Origin of the sequence: Sphaerotilus sp. FB-3 (genome assembly GCF_023706025.1) — a bacterium.
GTDB classification, from domain to species: domain Bacteria; phylum Pseudomonadota; class Gammaproteobacteria; order Burkholderiales; family Burkholderiaceae_C; genus Sphaerotilus; species Sphaerotilus sulfidivorans.
Window position 1 is genome coordinate 24,917 of the sequence record NZ_BQWE01000027.1, and the last position, 17,145, is coordinate 42,061.

A 17,145-nucleotide genomic window follows, 5' to 3' on the forward strand; every position below is an offset into this window, starting at 1 on the left:
CGGGTGATGAAGGTCGTGAGGATCGAGGCGGGCCGGCCGGCGCCGCTGGGCGCGACGCCGGTCGCGGGCGGGCTGGACATCGCGGTGTGGGCGCCGGACGCGACGGCGGTCGAGGTCGGCCTGTTCGATGCGGACGGCCAGGTGGAACAGGCGCGGGTGCGGCTGCCATGCTGCACCGACGGTGTCTGGCATGGCCGGCTGCTGGGCGAAGGGCTGGGCGCGGGCACGGTCTACGGCCTGCGCGCGCACGGGCCCTGGGCGCCGCGCGAGGGGCACCGCTTCAATCCGGCCCGGGTGCTGCTCGATCCGTGGGCGCAGGCGGTGGTCGGCACCTATGGCGGGCCGGGCGTCGACCTGAGCCTCTATCACGGCCATGATGCCGCCGACGTGCGCCAGCCCGACACGCGCGACAACGCCGCGGTCGCGCTGAAGGCACGGGTGGTCGCGCCGACGCCGAAGGTCGATCCGGCCGAGCGCCCGCGCCATCCGGCCGACCGGGTGGTGATCGCCGAGGCGCATGTGCGCTCGACGACGATGCGCCATCCCGACATTCCCGCCGAGCTGCGCGGCAGCTACGCCGCGATGGCGCATCCGGCGATGATCGCGCACTGGCAGGCGCTGGGCGTGACCACGCTGAGCCTGCTGCCGGTGCACGCGCGCGCCGACGAGGAGCGGCTGCAGCGCCTGGGCCTGTCCAACCACTGGGGCTATTCCAGCATCGGCTTCCTGGCGCCGGAGCCGCGCTACTGGAGCGGCCGCCCCGGCACCACGCCCGAGGGCGAGTTCCGCCAGATGGTGCGCGACCTGCACGCCGCCGGCCTGGAGGTGGTGCTGGACGTGGTCTACAACCACAGCGCCGAGACCGACGAGCTGGGCCCGACGCTGTCGCTGCGCGGGCTAGCCAATGCGCGCGCCTACCATCTGCGCCGGGCCGAGGGTCGCGCCGATCTCTACGAGAACTGGACCGGCTGCGGCAACTGCCTGAATCTGGCCGAGCCGCGCATGGTCGAGCTGGTGGCCGGCTCGCTGCGCCACTGGGTCGAGACCTATGGCGTCGACGGCTTCCGCTTCGATCTGGCGCCGGTGCTGGCGCGCGGGCGCGACGGCGCCTTCAGCCGCGAGGCCGGCTTCTTCGCCGCGCTGCGCGCCGATCCGGTGCTGGCCTCGGTGCGGCTGATCGCCGAGCCCTGGGACATCGGCCCGGGCGGCTATCAGCTCGGCGCCTTCCCGCCGGGCTGGAGCGAGTGGAACGACCAGTACCGCGACACGATCCGGGCCTGGTGGCTGCGCGATGCGGGCGACCGCGGCATCTTTGCGCACCGCTTCGCCGGATCGAGCGCGCAGTTCCGCCACGAGCACCGCGCGCCGACCGCCGGCATCAACTTCATCACCGCGCACGACGGCTTCACGCTGCGCGATCTGGTCAGCTTCGACCACAAGCACAACCACGCCAACGGCGAGCACAACCGCGACGGCCACCACCACAACTGCAGCTGGAACTGCGGCGTGGAGGGGCCGACGCAGGATGCCGCGGTGCTCGCGCTGCGCGCGCGCCTGCAGCGGGCGCTGCTGGCGACGCTGTGGCTGTCGCAGGGCACGCCGATGCTGCTGGCCGGCGACGAGATCGGCCACAGCCAGCAGGGCAACAACAACGCCTACTGCCAGGACAACGCCATCAGCTGGCTGGACTGGCCGCAGCAGGACGACGACCTGCTGGCCACCGCGCGCCGGCTCGGGCACTGGCGCCAGACGCTGGCCTCGCTGCGCATCGGCCGCTGGCTGCGCGGCACGCCCGACGCGCAGGGCTGCACCGATGTGCTCTGGTGGCATCCGGCCGGCCGTGCGATGCACGACGGCGACTGGAGCGATTCCCAGGACCGCACGCTGCTGATCCGCCTGCAGGCGGCGGCCGATGCGCAGGCGGTGCTGGTGTCGGTGCATCCGCAGCACATCGCCCGCGAGGCGCGGCTGCCCGACCCGGGGCCGGGGCGGCGCTGGGTGGCGCTCTTCGACAGCAGCCGCCCGGGCGGCGCGCCCGACCCCGAGGCCGCCGCGCTGGCCGCCGGCGCGGTCGCGGTGCTGCCGGCGCGTGCGCTGCTGATCCATCGCAGCGAGGCCGCAGATCGGTGAACACATCGGGAATCGCCGTAGTTCGCGGCGCATAGCCTCCGCGCACAATGTTTTCCAGCTTCATTCCATGAGTCCGAACGCTTCCATGACCTCGACCGCACCGAACGCTCCGACCGTCCAGATCGTCTCCACCCGGCCGTTCGACGGCCAGCGCCCCGGCACCTCCGGCCTGCGCAAGAAGGTCACCGTCTTCCAGCAGCCGCACTACCTCGAGAACTTCGTCCAAGCGCTGTTCGACATCCTGCCCGAGCAGGTGGGCCCCTTGGCGGGCCAGACGCTGGTGGTGGGCGGCGATGGCCGCTTCCACAACCGGGTGGCGGTGCAGACCATCCTGAAGATGGCGGCCGCCAACGGCGTCGGCCGCGTGATGGTGGGCCGCGGCGGCCTGCTGTCGACGCCGGCGGCCAGCGCGGTGATCCGCAGGCACGGCGCCTACGGCGGCATCATCCTGTCGGCCAGCCACAACCCCGGCGGCCCGGACGGTGACTTCGGCATCAAGTACAACATCGCCAACGGCGGCCCGGCCCCGGAGAAGATCACCGAGGCCATCTACGCCCGCACCCGCGACATCGCCGAGTACCGCACGCTCGCGGGCGCGGCCGATCTGGACCTGGACCGGCTCGGCACCACCGCGCTGGCCGGCATGACGGTCGAGGTGATCGACCCGGTGGCCGACTACGCCGAGCTGATGGAAAAGCTCTTCGACTTCGACGCGATGCGCGCCTGGTTCGCCCGGGGCGGGCGCATGCGCATGGACTCGATGGGCGCGATCAGCGGCCCCTACGCCCGCGCGGTGCTCGAGGGCCTGCTGGGCGCGCCGGCCGGCACGGTGGTCAACGGCGAGCCGCTGGAGGACTTCGGCGGCCATCACCCGGACCCGAACCCTGCCCACGCCACCGAGCTGATCGCCGCGATGAGCGGCGCCGGCGCGCCCGATTTCGGCGCCGCTTCGGACGGCGACGCCGACCGCAACATGATCCTGGGCCGCGATTTCGTCGTGACGCCCTCCGACAGCTTGGCGCTGCTGGCCGCGCATGCCACCAAGGTGCCGGGCTACCGCGACGGCCTGGCCGGCATCGCCCGCTCGATGCCGACCTCGCAGGCCGCCGACGTGGTCGCGCAGGCGCTGGGCATTCCGGCCTGGGAGACGCCGACCGGCTGGAAGTTCTTCGGCAACCTGCTCGACGCCGGCCGGGCCACGCTCTGCGGCGAGGAAAGCTACGGCACCGGCTCGAACCATGTGCGCGAGAAGGACGGCCTGTGGGCCATCCTGTTCTGGCTGAACCTGCTGGCGGCGACCGGCGACTCGGTCGAGTCGCTGGTGCGCGCGCACTGGAAGCGCTTCGGCCGCCACTACTACTCTCGCCACGACTGGGAGGGCATCCCGACCGAGCGCGCCGACGCGCTGATGGCGGCGCTGCGCGAGCAGCTGCCGACGCTGGCGGGCCAGCGCTTCGGCGCGCTGGAGATCGCGCAGGCGGACGATTTCTCCTACACCGATCCGGTCGACGGCTCGGTTTCCAGCCGTCAGGGCGTGCGCCTGATCCTGGCCGGTGGCTCGCGGGTGGTCTTCCGCCTGTCGGGCACCGGCACCGAGGGCGCGACGCTACGCGTCTACCTCGAGCGCTTCGAGCCGGCCGACGGCGACCATGACCGGCCGACCCAGGACGCGCTGGCCGACCTGATCGCGCTGGCCGACACGGTGGCGCGCATCCGCGAACTCTCCGGCCAGACCGCGCCGACCGTCATCACCTGACACCTGATCCCGCCTGTTCCCGTTCCTCACCAGCACACAGCAAGCAGAGCACAAGGAGACCTGCCTCATGGACATCACCCGCTACACAGAAAGCCGCACGCTGGCACGTCGCACGCTTGCCCTGGTCCTGGCCGGTGGCCGCGGTTCGCGCCTGAAGGATCTGACCGACCGGCGCGCCAAGCCGGCAGTCCACTTCGGCGGCAAGTTCCGCATCATCGACTTCGCGCTGTCGAACTGCATGAACTCCGGCATGCGCCGCATCGGCGTCATCACGCAGTACAAGTCGCACTCGCTCCTGCGCCACCTGCAGCGCGGCTGGAGCTTCCTGCGCAACGAGATGGGCGAGTTCGTCGACCTGCTGCCGGCGCAGCAGCGCGTCGACGAGGAATCCTGGTACCGCGGCACCGCCGACGCCATCTACCAGAACCTCGACATCATCCGCAACTCGACCCCGCCCGAGTACATCGTCGTGCTGGCGGGCGACCACATCTACAAGATGGACTACTCGATCATGCTGGCCGACCACGCCGCCAGCGGCCGGGGCGTCACGGTCGGCTGCATCGAGGTGCCGCGCGAGGAGGCCAAGGGCTTCGGCGTGATGGCGATCGACGAGAACCGCGCCATCGTCGAGTTCGTCGAGAAACCGGCCGATCCGCCGCCGATGCCGGGCGATCCGAACACCTCGCTGGCGAGCATGGGCATCTATGTGTTCAGCGCCGACTATCTCTACCGCCTGCTCGAGGAGGATGCGGCCGATCCGGATTCCGAGCACGACTTCGGCAAGAACCTGATCCCGAAGGCGGTCTCGGAAGGCCAGGCGCTGGCGCATCCGTTCTCGATGTCGGCGATCGCCAACCCGCCGTACTCGCGCGCCTACTGGCGCGATGTCGGCACGGTGGATGCCTACTGGGCGGCCAACCTCGATCTGGCCTCGACCACGCCCGAGCTGAACATGTACGACCGCGACTGGCCGATCTGGACCTACCAGGAACAGCTGCCGCCGGCCAAGTTCGTGCACGACGAGCCGGGCCGCTGCGGTCAGGCGATCGACAGCCTGGTCTCGGGCGGCTGCATCGTCTCGGGCGCGACGGTGCGCAACTCGGTGCTGTTCTCCAACGTGCTGGTGCGCTCCTTCTCGGAGATCAACCAGGCGGTGGTGCTGCCCGACGTGCAGATCGGCCGTGGCTGCCGCCTGAGCAAGGTGGTGATCGACCGGCGCTGCCGGCTGCCCGACGGCCTGGTCATCGGCGAGGATCCTGAACTGGATGCCCAGCGCTTCTTCCGCACCGACAACGGCGTGGTCCTGGTGACCCGCAGGATGATTGCCGCGCTATGAGAGTCCTGCAGGTCTGTGCCGAGATCTTCCCGCTGCTCAAGACCGGCGGTCTGGCCGATGTCGCCGGCGCCCTGCCGCCGGCGCTGGCCGCGCTCGGCGACGAGGTGCGGGTGCTGCTGCCGGGCTTCGACGCCATCCTGGACGGGCTGCAGGAGGCGGTGGTCGTGGCCGAGCTGCAGCCGCCGTCGGCGCTGCACTGGGGCAGTGGCGGCACGCGGCTGCTGTGGGGCCGGCTGCCGGCGGTGGGCGAGGGCGTCACCGCCTATGTGATCGACGCGCCCGGCTACTACCGCCGTCCGGGCGGGCCGTATGCCGACGCCAACCGCCACCCGTACGGCGACAACCATCTGCGCTTCGCGCTGCTGGGCTGGGTCGCCGCGGAGCTGGCGCAGGGGCTCGATCCCATCTGGCATCCGACAGTGCTGCATGCGCATGACTGGCATGCCGGCCTGGCGCCGGTCTATCTGCGTGCGGCGCAGCAGGCGCGCCACCAGCATTTCGCCGGCAGCGTCTTCACGGTGCACAACCTGGCCTACCAGGGCGGCTTCGCCGGGCATCACTTCCAGGAGCTGGGCCTGCCCAGCGGCTTCTGGGGCGTCAACGGCGTCGAGTTCCACGGCCAGATCGGCTTCATGAAGGGCGGGCTGTATTTCGCCGACCGCATCACCACCGTCAGCCCGACCTACGCGCGCGAGATCCAGGGCCACGAGCAGGGCTGTGGCCTCGACGGGCTGCTGCGCACCCGCGGCGTCGACCTCTCGGGCATTCTCAACGGCGTCGACGACGCGGTCTGGCATCCGGCCACCGATGTGCTGCTGCCAGCGAACTACGATGTCGATGCGCTCGACGGCAAGGCCGCCTGCAAGGCGGCGCTGCAGCAGGAGCTCGGCCTGACGGTCGATCCGGCACGGCCGCTGCTGTGCATCGTCAGCCGCCTGACCGAGCAGAAGGGCCTGCACCTGGTGCTGGAAGCCCTGCCGGGCCTGCGCGCGCTGGGCTGGCAGTTCGCGATGCTGGGCAGCGGCGACGCCTGGATGGAGACGGCGTTCGCGGAAGCCGCCGCTGCCCATCCGGGCGACATCGCGGTGCGCATCGGCTACGACGAGCGCTTCGCGCACCGGCTGATCGCCGGCAGCGACGCGATCGCCGTGCCCTCGCGCTTCGAGCCCTGCGGGCTCACCCAGCTCTACGGCCTGAAGTACGGCACGCTGCCGCTGGTGCGCCGTGTCGGCGGCCTGGCCGACACCGTGGCCGACACGCGACTGGAGACGCTCGACCGCGACGCCACCGGCTTCGTCTTCGACGAATTTTCCGCAGGCGCGCTGCTGTGGGCCGCCGAGCGGGCCGCGGCGCTGTTCCGCCGCCCGGCCGACTGGCGTACCGTGCAGCAGCGCGCGATGCGGCAGGACTTCGGCTGGACGGCCGCCGCGCGCCATTACCAGGCGCTCTACCGCCAGGTCAGCGCCTGACGATCTCTCCCTCTTCGCCCGATCATTCCCATGGACCTGACCCAGTTCGAGCACCAGTACGAGCAGCTTGCCCGTGACGTCGGCGCCTTCAAGCGCGCCATCTCGACCAAGCTGATGTACACCGTCGGCAAGGATCCCGTCTCGGCCCGTCCCGAGGACTGGCTGCACGCGGTGTCGCACGCGGTGCGCGACCACCTGGTCGAGCGCTGGATGAAGACGACCCGCGCGCAGTACGCGCAGGACGTCAAGCGCGTCTACTACCTCTCGATGGAGTTCCTGATCGGGCGCACCTTCACCAATGCGGTGCTGGCGCTCGAGCTGATGCCGGTAATCCGCCAGGCGCTGGCCGAGCTCGATGTCGACGTCGACAAGGTGCTCGACCTCGAGCACGACGCGGCGCTGGGCAACGGCGGCCTGGGTCGGCTGGCGGCGTGCTTTCTCGACTCGATGGCGACGCTGGGCGTGCCCGGCTTCGGCTACGGCATCCGCTACGACTACGGCATGTTCCGCCAGCAGATCGTCGACGGCCGCCAGGTCGAGGTGCCCGACTACTGGCTGACCGGCGGCAACCCGTGGGAATTCCCGCGCCCGGAGGTGCAGTACCGCGTGCGCTTCGGCGGCCACCTGGAGCAGCACGGCGACACGGTGCGCTGGGTCGGCACCGACGATGTGCTGGCGATGGCCTACGACACCATCATTCCCGGCTACGGCACCGAGGCGACCAACACGCTGCGGCTGTGGTCGGCCAAGGCCACCGAGGAGATGAATCTCCGCGCCTTCAACCAGGGCAACTACTTCGGCGCGGTCGAGACCAAGAACCACAGCGAGAACGTCTCGCGGGTGCTCTATCCGGACGACTCGACCGCCTCCGGGCGCGAGCTGCGCCTGCGCCAGGAATACTTCTTCGTCTCGGCCAGCCTGCAGGACCTGCTGCGCCGCTATCTGCGCACCCACACCGGCTTCGAGGCGCTGCCCGACAAGGTCAGCATCCACCTCAACGACACCCACCCGGTGCTGGCCATCCCCGAGTTGATGCGGCTGCTGGTCGACGAGCACCGCGTGCCCTGGACACACGCCTGGCAGCTCTGCCAGAAGGTGTTCTCCTACACCAACCACACGCTGATGCACGAGGCGCTGGAGACCTGGCCGGTCGAGATGCTCGGCCGGGTGCTGCCGCGCCATCTGCGCATCATCTTCGACATCAACGCGCATTTCCTCGGCGGCGTGGCCCAGCGCGGCGGCGGTGATCCGGACCTGCTGCGCCGTGTCTCGCTGATCGACGAGGCCGGCGAGCGCCGGGTGCGCATGGGCTATCTGGCGGTGGTGGCCAGCCATTCGATCAACGGCGTCTCGGCGCTGCACTCCGACCTGATGAAGGCCTCGATCTTCCGCGACTTCGCGCAGCTCTGGCCCGAGCGCTTCAACAACAAGACCAACGGGGTCACGCCGCGGCGCTGGCTGGCGCAGGCCAATCCGGGGCTGGCGGCGCTGCTCGACCAGCGTCTGGGCCGGGGCTGGCGGCGTCAGCTCGACCAGCTCGACAGCCTGCGCCATGCGCTGGACCTGCCGGGCTTCCTGGGCGCGGTGCGCAAGGTCAAGCGACAGAACAAGGAGCGGCTCGGCCGCCTGGTGCTCAAGCAGCTCGGCATCGACCTGAATCCGGACGCGCTGTTCGACGTGCAGGTCAAGCGCATCCACGAATACAAGCGCCAGCTGCTCAACCTGCTGCATGTCGTCACCCGCTACCAGCGCATCCTGGCCAATCCGGACGCGCAGTGGGTGCCGCGCGTGGTGGTGTTCGCCGGCAAGGCGGCCTCGGCCTACCGCATGGCCAAGCTGGTGATCCAGCTGACCAACGACATCGCGAAGGTCATCAACAACGACCCGCGGGTCGGCGGCCGGCTGAAGGTGGTCTTCATCCCGAACTACAGCGTCAGCCTGGCCGAGGTCATCATTCCGGCGGCGGATCTCTCCGAGCAGATCTCCACCGCCGGCACCGAGGCCTCGGGCACCAGCAACATGAAGTTCGCGCTCAACGGCGCGCTGACCATCGGCACGCTCGATGGCGCCAATGTCGAGATCCGCGAGCAGGTCGGCGACGAGAACATCTTCATCTTCGGCCACACCACGCCCGAGGTGGCCGACATCCGCGCCCGCGGCTATCAGCCCCGCGCGATCTACGAGGCCGATGCCGAGCTGCGTGCGGTGCTCGACGCGATCCGCGACGGCGTCTTCAGCCCCGACGATCCCGGCCGCTATCAGCCGATCTTCGACGCGCTGGTGAACTGGGGCGACCACTATCTGCTGCTGGCCGACTACGCCAGCTATGTCGCCACGCAGGACCGGGTCGACACGCTATACCGCAACGCCGACGAATGGACCCGCCGTGCGGTGCTCAACATCGCCGGCATGGGGCCGTTCTCGTCGGACCGCACCATCGCCGAGTACGCGCACGAGATCTGGCATACCCGGCCGGTCATCGTGCCGGCCGCGGCACCTCACGCGGGCTGATCGTCGGGGCGGGCGCGCATCGCGCGCGTCCAGTGCGCGCCCAGATCCAGCGCGAAGTCCGACGGCATGAAGCGCTCGAAGCCGGCGCCCGGATAGCTGGTCAGCTCGCCGACGATCAGCCGCCCCTCGCACAGATACAGATCGACGCGCAGGAACTCGAAGGGCGCGGCCAGCTTCAGCGCCAGCGCGATCATCGCGTCGAGCTCGGCCGGGCGCGGGTCGGGCGCATGGTTGTCCAGCGTCAGCCGTACCGGCAGCAGCCGCCAGTCGGTGTCGTAGAGATTGCGGGTGTGCCGCCCGAAGCGGCCGCGGTCGACCTGGATGAAGCGCACCGCGCCGCCGATCACATAGACCTTGTGATCCGGCGGAATGCCGCCGGGCTCGCTCGGATCGTTCAGCATTGGCTCGGCCAGAATACGCCCGCGCAGGCCTGAATAGCACCACTCGCGGCTCTGGCGGCTGAAGTCGGTGTCGAGCCAGCGCTGCATCTCCAGCCGCAGCGCGGCCTCGGCGGCGGCGTCCAGCGGCGGATCGTTCTCGCGCAGGAAGATCACCCGGCCGCTGCCCACCGTCGGCTTGAGCACGCAGGGGCGCGCCAGCGTGCGCAGCGGAACCGCCTCGGCGTGTGTCCACAGACCGAGCTGCGGCAGCACATGCGTGTCGCCGACCTGCTCGATCACCCACTGCCGGGCGGCGGCCTTGTCGGCCGCGAGCTGCAGCAGCGGCGAGCGGCAGCGCAGCATGTAGGCCTGGATGTGCTCGTTGAAGCTGCGCGGCTGCCGGTAGTCGGGCCAGCGGCCGAAGTAGATCAGATGGCCGACCGCCAGATAGAGCCGGTCGGGCAGCACCCGGCCGATCCGGCGCGCCAGCCACAGATCCGGCCGATGAAAGCCGCGCAGGCGCCGGCCCAGATGGCGCAGGCGGTCGATCAGGCCCGGCGGGGCGCCCGCGCCTGCGCCTGCGGTGGAGCCGGCGTTCATGCGACCGCCGTGTCCGGCCGGAGCCGACGCAGCCAGCGTCTGAGCCGGCCGGAGGTGTTGGTCACCGCCATCCGGCTGGCCAGCGACGTCGGCGCCACCAGCATCGCCATCAGCCAGAGCTGCGAGGCATAGCGTTCCGGCCGGGTGTAGCCCGGGCATTCGCGCAGTGAGCGCGCCTGCAGCCGCAGCAGGCGCAGCGCGTCGTCATGCCGGTAGGGATGGCGCTGCGGCTCGGTGCGCCAGGACAGCACCCGGGTGCGCAGGTTCCACGGCGCCGGCAGAAAGGGGCCTTCGATGCGCTCGCCGCCGTGGCGCGCCAGCAGCGCCAGCGACGCCTCGCGGCGGTGCAGATCCACCCTCAGCGTGTCGGCATGGCGGGCGGCGATGTTGCCGAAGCAGCCGCGCGCACGATTCGCGCCGGAATGAATCCGGTAGGCCCCCAGGGCCGCGTCGATGCCCAGCACGCGGCCATGAAAGGGCGCCAGGATGAAAGGCGGCGTGTCGGCGGCACGCCGCCAGTCCGCCTCGACCAGCGGGAAATAGCGCGCGATCGCACTGCGGCGGTAGAGATTGCCGCTCGAGGGCGGTCCGCCGTAGCTGCCGAAGCGCCGGATCAGCGGCCGCACGTCGCCATCGTGCATCAGATAGGGAATGGTGCGGCTCATGCAGCGGCCCTCGCGGTCGACGCAGCGCAGCAGGAACTGGATCTTGGCCACATCGCGTCCGCCGTCGGGCTCGGCGCGCAGCCGTTCCAGGCAATGCGCCAGGGCCTGGGGCTCGAGCCGGTCGTCCGCGTCCAGGAACAGCACCCAGTCGCCGGTGGACAGCGCCATCGCGGCATTCATCATCGAGGCCTGCCCGCGGTTATCCGGGCTGATCCAGTGGCGAATGCGCGTGCCGTAGCGCCGGATCACCGCATCGGAGCCATCGCTGGAGGCATCGTCGCAGACGATTACCTCCACCTCGGGCACCGGCAGGCCGTCGGGCCCGCCGTCACGTTGCGCCAGCGCGCTGTCGATCGCTTCACCCAGGAAGCGTGCGTAGTTGTGGCTGCTGATCAGGATGGAAACCCGCATGGGCGCAAGGATACATCCTGTTTCAGAAAAGTCCGTTCAGCGCGCGGTGCGCTGCCGCATCCAGCGGCCGGCCAGAGCCGCCAGACCCTGAACACCCGCCGATCGGCCGCCGCCGGGCAAACGCGAGCGCCGCAGCGACACCAGCAGCTGCAGGCCGATGCCCAGCAGCACCAGCAGCAGCCCGCCCAGAACCCAGACGCCCCAGGCGAGCGCGGTCAGGCCGCCCGCCAGCGCGGGCACCGCCTGCAGCAGGCTGTCGATCAGCGGTGCCAGATCGGCCAGCATGCGCGGCAGCCACTCCAGAACCTCGCGTGGCACCCAGAACTCCAGCCAGGGCGGCAGACGGATGGCGGCGATGTCGGCGGCCGTGCCCGACAGGGCGCCTGCATTCGAGACCGCCCAGACCGCCGCCGCATGACCGGCCCAGACCGTCAGGGACCACAGCGCCAGCAGAGCGAGGACAGAAATCCAGAGAAAGAGGGCAGCCATGGAGGAACTCCGCAAAGAAGATTTCTCCTCAGTGTGGGGACGATCCCCCCACGGACAACCCAGCCTCCTGCAGCGCCTTGTTCCCGTTTTTCCGCAGCATCCGCAGCCCGCACGAGGATCGAGAGTCGAGCCTCGCCAGAGCCTGCGCCCGACACTTAGCTCACGACATAAGCCGCAGCGCCGGTGGCGATGAGCAAGCCGTCGTGGTTGTGCATGCGCATGAGGGCGGAGGCGACGCGGCCGCCGAGGCGAGTGACCTCGGCGGAGGCGATGAAGTGAGCGCCCAGGCCTGGGCGGAGGTAGTCGACGCGCAGATCGATGGTGCCGACGCGGGAGAAGCGCTGGAGGATCTGGGCGGTGGGTTCGTGGGGGTGCTTGCGGGCGATGGCCAGGGTGAGGGCGAAGCCTGCGGCGGCGTCGAGGGCGGCGGAGATGACGCCGCCGTGGAGGCGGCCGTAGAGGAAGTGGCCGACGAGTTCGGGGCGCATGTCCAGGCGCAGGCGAGGGTGGTCGGGGTCGAGGGAATCGACCTTGAGGCCGAGGAGCTGGTTGAAGCTCAGGCGCTGCTCCCACAGCTCGGTGAGGGCGAGGTGGAGGCGGGCCTGCTCGGCGGGGTCGCGGGGGGCGGGGGTGTCGTCGGGGGTCATGCGGCAGTTTCCCCCGTTGGCCGCGTGTTCGCCTGTCACCCGCGCATCGCCCGTCACCCTCGCGCAGGCGAGGGCCCACGCAGACAGACAAGAGCCCACATGGGGTCGTCTCAGAATTCGGAAAATAAAGCACGCTAAGGCGTAGTCACCCCGTGACTCCCCCGCGCCGATGCAGCGAGCTTCGTTCCGTCTTGCAGTGACGCAATCAGCGGGCAGGAAACGTTCCCTTTCCGCGCATGGCAGGCGCACACCAGTTCAGACAGCACGGCCTCCATGCGTGCCAAGTCGGCCATCTTCTCGCGCACATCCTTGAGCTTATGCTCGGCCAGGCCGCTGGCTTCCTCGCAATGGGTGCCATCCTCCAGCCGCAGTAGCTCGGCGATTTCGTCCAGGCTAAAGCCCAGCCGCTGGGCCGATTTCACGAACCGCACTCGTGTTACATCCGCCTCGCCATAGCGGCGAATGCTGCCATAGGGCTTGTCTGGCTCCGGCAGCAGGCCCTTGCGCTGGTAGAACCGGATGGTCTCCACATTGACCCCGGCCGCCTTGGCAAAAACGCCAATGGTCAGATTCTCAAAATTAATTTGCATATCGCTTGACTCCGTACATAACTACGGAAGTAAGCTTAAGCTATCCAAACCAAATTTGAAAGGACAAGCGTATGTCTGAACCACAAAACGGGCGCGGCGCGCTCTTCGCCGGTGGGCTGGCCGCCATTCTTGCGTCGGCCTGCTGCCTGGGGCCGCTGGTTTTGATCGCCTTGGGGTTCAGCGGGGCATGGATCGGCAACCTGACGGTGCTGGAACCCTATCGCCCGATCTTCATCGGCGCAGCGCTGGTCGCGCTGTTTTTCGCCTGGCGGCGCATCTACCGCCCGGCGCAAGCCTGCAAACCGGGTGAGGTCTGCGCGATTCCCCAAGTGCGAGCTACTTACAAGCTCATTTTCTGGATCGTGGCCGCGCTGGTCCTGGTCGCGCTCGGATTTCCCTACGTCATGCCATTTTTCTATTAATCACAGGAGTTCATCATGAAAAAACTGTTTGCCGCCCTCGCCCTCGCTGCCGTTGTTGCCCCCGTGTGGGCCGCCACCCAGACCGTCACGCTGTCCGTACCGGGCATGACCTGCTCCACCTGCCCGATCACCGTCAAGAAGGCGATTTCCAAGGTCGAAGGCGTCAGCAAAATTGACGTGACCTTCGAGACACGCGAAGCGGTTGTCACGTTCGATGATGCCAAGACCAGCGTGCAGAAGCTGACCAAGGCAACCGGAGACGCGGGCTATCCGTCCAGCGTCAAGCAGTGAGCCACTGAACCCGAACCTGGGGCGATCATGGGACTGATTACACGCATTGCCGACAAGGCTGGCGCGCTTGGCAGCGTTGTTTCCGCGATGGGATGCGCTGCCTGTTTCCCGGCTATCGCCAGCCTGGGCGCGGCCATCGGCCTTGGCTTTCTACAGGAATACGAAGGGTTGTTTATCTCCAAGCTGCTGCCGCTGTTCGCAGTCGTGGCTTTGCTGGCGAATGCACTGGGCTGGCTGAGTCATCGGCAATGGTACCGCAGCCTGCTCGGGATGGTCGGCCCAGCCATCGTGCTGGCGGCCATGCTCTTGTTTTTTGGCAATTGGTGGACGGCGAACCTCCTCTATGTCGGTCTGGCCTTGATGATCGGGGTGTCGATCTGGGATCTGCTCTCACCGGCCAACCGCCGCTGCGAACTACCACCCAAACACGGCTAACTGCATTGGCAGTTGCCGAAACGAAAAGGAACGATGCAATGTATTTGAATATCACCGGAATGACCTGCGACTCGTGCGCGACACATGTCAAGGACGCCCTGGAGAAAGTGCCGGGCGTGCTGTCGGCGCTCGTGTCCTACCCGAAAGGCTCCGCGCAACTCGCCACCGATCCCGGCACCTCGCCAGAGGCGCTGACCGCCGCTGTGGCCGGCCTCGGCTACAAGGCCACACCCGCCGATGCCCCATCCACTTCAGCGCGGGGCAGACTGCTTGGCAAGGCGCTGGGATGGCTGGGCGGTGGCGACAAGGCTGGTGGTGATGGGGACGGACTGCACGTCGCCGTTATTGGCAGCGGCGGAGCCGCGATGGCGGCGGCGCTGAAGGCCGTCGAGCAAGGTGCGAACGTCACGCTGATCGAGCGCGGCACCATCGGCGGTACTTGCGTCAATGTCGGCTGCGTGCCGTCCAAGATCATGATCCGCGCTGCCCATATCGCCCATTTGCGCCGTGAAAGCCCATTCGACAGTGGCATCGCGGCGACTGTGCCTGCGATTGATCGCAGCAAACTACTGGCCCAGCAGCAGGCGCGCGTCGATGAGCTGCGCCACGCCAAGTACGAAGGCATCCTGGACAGCAACCCGGCCATCACCGTGCTGCATGGTGAAGCGCGTTTCAAGGACGACCAGAGCCTTGCCGTCCGTTTAAACGATGGCGGCGAGCGTGTGGTGGCGTTCGACCGCTGCCTGGTCGCCACGGGTGCCAGCCCGGCCGTGCCGCCGATTCCGGGCCTGAAAGAGTCACCCTACTGGACTTCCACCGAGGCCCTGGTCAGCGACACCATTCCCGAGCGCCTGGCCGTGATCGGCTCGTCTGTGGTGGCGCTGGAACTGGCGCAAGCCTTTGCCCGGCTGGGCAGCAAAGTGACGATCCTGGCACGCAGCACGCTGTTCTTCCGCGAAGACCCGGCCATCGGCGAGGCCGTTACAGCCGCGTTCCGTGCCGAAGGGATCAAGGTATTGGAACACACGCAAGCCAGCCAGGTCGCGCATGTGGACGGCGAATTCGTGCTGACCACCGGGTACGGTGAAATACGCGCCGACCAGCTGCTGGTCGCCACTGGCAGGGCACCGAACACGCGCAGCCTGGCATTGGAAGCGGCGGGAGTCGCTGCCAATGCGCAGGGGGCCATCGTCATCGACAAGGGCATGCGCACCAGTACGCCACACATTTATGCGGCTGGCGACTGCACCGACCAGCCTCAGTTCGTCTATGTGGCGGCAGCGGCCGGCACCCGTGCTGCGATCAACATGACTGGCGGCGATGCGGCCCTGGACCTGACCGCAATGCCGGCCGTGGTGTTCACCGACCCGCAGGTCGCCACCGTGGGCTACAGCGAGGCGGAAGCACATCACGACGGGATCGAGACCGACAGTCGCACCTTGACCTTGGACAACGTGCCGCGTGCGCTTGCCAACTTCGACACACGCGGCTTCATCAAGCTGGTCATCGAGGAAGGTAGCGGACGGCTCATCGGCGTGCAAGCGGTGGCCCCGGAAGCGGGTGAACTGATCCAGACGGCGGTGCTCGCCATTCGCAACCGTATGACCGTGCAGGAACTGGCCGACCAATTGTTCCCCTACCTGACCATGGTCGAAGGGCTGAAGCTCGCGGCGCAGACCTTCAGCAAGGACGTGAAGCAGCTTTCGTGCTGCGCCGGATGAGGAAAAGGAGGTGTTCAATGAGCGCCTACACAGTGTCCCGGCTGGCCCTTGATGCCGGGGTGAGCGTGCATATCGTGCGCGACTACCTGCTGCGCGGATTGCTACGGCCGGTCGCGTGCACCACGGGCGGCTACGGCTTGTTCGATGACACCGCGTTGCAACGGCTGCGCTTTGTACGGGCTGCCTTCGAAGCGGGTATCGGCCTGGACGCACTGGCGCGGCTGTGCCGGGCGCTGGATGCTGCGGACGGTGACGGTGCGTCTGCGCAGCTTGCCGTGTTGCGGCAACTCGTCGAGCGTCGGCGCGAGGCCCTGGCCAGCCTCGAAATGCAACTGGCCGCCATGCCAACCGAACCGGCACAGCACGCGGAGAGTCTGCCATGAACAGCCCAGAGCACTTGCCGTCTGAGACGCACAAACCGATCACCGGCTACTTGTGGGGCGCGCTGGCCGTGCTCACCTGTCCCTGCCATTTGCCGATTCTCGCCATTGTGCTAGCCGGCACGACGGCCGGCGCGTTCATCGGGGAGCACTGGGGTATTGCAGCCCTCACGCTGACCGGCTTGTTTGTCCTGTCTGTGACGCGGCTGCTGCGGGCCTTCAAGGGAAGATCATGACCGCTTCCCAGCCAGCCGAGAGTGGGCAGCTTTGAGCTTCGCTACCAATCTGGAGGAGTACCACCATGAACGCAAACGCCCCGAACACTGCCAGTTGCACCACCTGCTGCGTATGCTGCAAAGAAATTCCGCTCGATGCCGCCTTCACCCCGGAAGGCGCGGAATACGTCGAACATTTCTGCGGGCTGGATTGCTATGAACGCTTCCAGGCACGCGCCAAGGCCGCGACAGAATCTGACATTGCGCCTGTCCCTGGCGGTTCGCAGCCGTCAGATTGAGGCATACCCTAACTTGATGTCAGATGCCATGTGCAAACGATGTCAGAATAGAGTTAAATTTCCTATTGATTGACATATTCCGTCAAAGGTAATAGATTTCATCCTGACACTTTTGCCTTTGGAGGCATCTTGCAAGGTCAACGCATCGGCTATGTCCGCGTCAGCAGCTTCGACCAGAACCCGGAACGGCAATTGGAGGGTGTTCAGGTGGCGCGGGTGTTCACCGACAAGGCTTCTGGCAAGGACACCCAGCGTCCCGAGCTGGAAAGGCTGCTGGCCTTCGTCCGCGAGGGCGACACCGTGGTGGTGCATAGCTGTTGGGTCCCATATGATCATTGGCCCATACGCAGCTGGCCACTGTACCGAGCAAGACAGGTCATGCGCGAGGTGTTGAGCAA

General features: G+C 68.2%; 18 protein-coding genes. 13 read left to right on the forward strand and 5 right to left on the reverse strand.

All coding sequences use genetic code 11. From position 1 onward, the window contains the following. Positions 1–6 precede the first annotated feature (6 nt). The 5 genes from glgX (at position 7) to NFT33_RS11705 (ending at position 9,202) form a co-directional block, all read left to right on the forward strand. Positions 7–2,130, forward strand: a complete 2,124-nt coding sequence (glgX, locus tag NFT33_RS11685; protein WP_251675478.1) for a glycogen debranching protein GlgX — start codon at positions 7–9, stop codon at positions 2,128–2,130. 85 nt (positions 2,131–2,215) lie between these two features. Beyond that, on the forward strand, positions 2,216–3,886 hold the full coding sequence (locus NFT33_RS11690; RefSeq protein WP_251675480.1) for an alpha-D-glucose phosphate-specific phosphoglucomutase: 1,671 nt from the start codon (positions 2,216–2,218) through the stop codon (positions 3,884–3,886). A gap of 67 nt (positions 3,887–3,953) precedes the next feature. After that, positions 3,954–5,222: a glucose-1-phosphate adenylyltransferase gene (gene glgC, locus NFT33_RS11695; RefSeq protein ID WP_220786528.1), complete on the forward strand. Its 1,269-nt coding sequence runs from the start codon at positions 3,954–3,956 to the stop codon at positions 5,220–5,222. After that, positions 5,219–6,691, forward strand: a complete 1,473-nt coding sequence (glgA, locus tag NFT33_RS11700; protein WP_251675482.1) for a glycogen synthase GlgA — start codon at positions 5,219–5,221, stop codon at positions 6,689–6,691. Before glgC ends, glgA begins: the two co-directional genes overlap by 4 nt. 30 nt (positions 6,692–6,721) lie before the next feature. Further along, on the forward strand, positions 6,722–9,202 hold the full coding sequence (locus NFT33_RS11705; protein WP_251675484.1) for a glycogen/starch/alpha-glucan phosphorylase: 2,481 nt from the start codon (positions 6,722–6,724) through the stop codon (positions 9,200–9,202). Here NFT33_RS11705 and NFT33_RS11710 read toward each other — a convergent pair. From NFT33_RS11710 to merR, 5 genes are all read right to left on the reverse strand, one after another. Next, positions 9,190–10,182, reverse strand: a complete 993-nt coding sequence (locus NFT33_RS11710) for an ATP-grasp fold amidoligase family protein (protein ID WP_251675486.1) — start codon at positions 10,180–10,182, stop codon at positions 9,190–9,192. The genes NFT33_RS11705 and NFT33_RS11710 overlap by 13 nt on opposite strands. Continuing rightward, positions 10,179–11,258: a glycosyltransferase family 2 protein gene (locus NFT33_RS11715; RefSeq protein ID WP_251675488.1), complete on the reverse strand. Its 1,080-nt coding sequence runs from the start codon at positions 11,256–11,258 to the stop codon at positions 10,179–10,181. Before NFT33_RS11715 ends, NFT33_RS11710 begins: the two co-directional genes overlap by 4 nt. Before the next feature lie 36 nt (positions 11,259–11,294). Beyond that, the gene (locus NFT33_RS11720) at positions 11,295–11,747 is read right to left on the reverse strand and encodes a hypothetical protein (protein ID WP_220786533.1); all 453 of its coding nucleotides are present in this window, start codon (positions 11,745–11,747) and stop codon (positions 11,295–11,297) included. Between the two features lie 155 nt (positions 11,748–11,902). Further along, complete coding sequence (locus NFT33_RS11725) at positions 11,903–12,394, reverse strand: thioesterase family protein (RefSeq protein ID WP_251675490.1); 492 nt, start codon at positions 12,392–12,394, stop codon at positions 11,903–11,905. A 134-nt stretch (positions 12,395–12,528) separates the two neighbouring features. Then, positions 12,529–12,984, reverse strand: coding sequence for an Hg(II)-responsive transcriptional regulator (gene merR / locus NFT33_RS11730; protein WP_001166628.1), 456 nt, complete (start codon positions 12,982–12,984; stop codon positions 12,529–12,531). 71 nt (positions 12,985–13,055) lie between these two features. Between merR and NFT33_RS11735 the strand changes: the two genes are divergently transcribed. The 8 genes from NFT33_RS11735 to NFT33_RS11770 all read left to right on the forward strand — a co-directional run. Further along, a complete protein-coding gene (locus NFT33_RS11735) occupies positions 13,056–13,406 on the forward strand; it encodes a mercuric transport protein MerT (RefSeq protein WP_001294660.1) in 351 nt (116 codons plus the stop codon). Between the two features lie 15 nt (positions 13,407–13,421). Further along, positions 13,422–13,697: a mercury resistance system periplasmic binding protein MerP gene (merP, locus tag NFT33_RS11740; protein ID WP_000732276.1), complete on the forward strand. Its 276-nt coding sequence runs from the start codon at positions 13,422–13,424 to the stop codon at positions 13,695–13,697. A 27-nt stretch (positions 13,698–13,724) separates the two neighbouring features. Beyond that, on the forward strand, positions 13,725–14,132 hold the full coding sequence (gene merC / locus NFT33_RS11745) for an organomercurial transporter MerC (protein ID WP_000522993.1): 408 nt from the start codon (positions 13,725–13,727) through the stop codon (positions 14,130–14,132). A gap of 38 nt (positions 14,133–14,170) precedes the next feature. Next, positions 14,171–15,853: a mercury(II) reductase gene (gene merA, locus NFT33_RS11750; protein ID WP_003055149.1), complete on the forward strand. Its 1,683-nt coding sequence runs from the start codon at positions 14,171–14,173 to the stop codon at positions 15,851–15,853. A gap of 17 nt (positions 15,854–15,870) precedes the next feature. Continuing rightward, the gene (gene merD, locus NFT33_RS11755; RefSeq protein WP_001277463.1) at positions 15,871–16,236 is read left to right on the forward strand and encodes a mercury resistance co-regulator MerD; all 366 of its coding nucleotides are present in this window, start codon (positions 15,871–15,873) and stop codon (positions 16,234–16,236) included. Then, the gene (gene merE, locus NFT33_RS11760; RefSeq protein WP_001087807.1) at positions 16,233–16,469 is read left to right on the forward strand and encodes a broad-spectrum mercury transporter MerE; all 237 of its coding nucleotides are present in this window, start codon (positions 16,233–16,235) and stop codon (positions 16,467–16,469) included. Before merD ends, merE begins: the two co-directional genes overlap by 4 nt. 65 nt (positions 16,470–16,534) lie before the next feature. Next, positions 16,535–16,747: a DUF3330 domain-containing protein gene (locus NFT33_RS11765; RefSeq protein ID WP_000993245.1), complete on the forward strand. Its 213-nt coding sequence runs from the start codon at positions 16,535–16,537 to the stop codon at positions 16,745–16,747. A gap of 129 nt (positions 16,748–16,876) precedes the next feature. Then, a partial coding sequence (locus NFT33_RS11770; RefSeq protein ID WP_251675492.1) for a recombinase family protein occupies positions 16,877–17,145 on the forward strand: 269 nt, incomplete at its 3' end.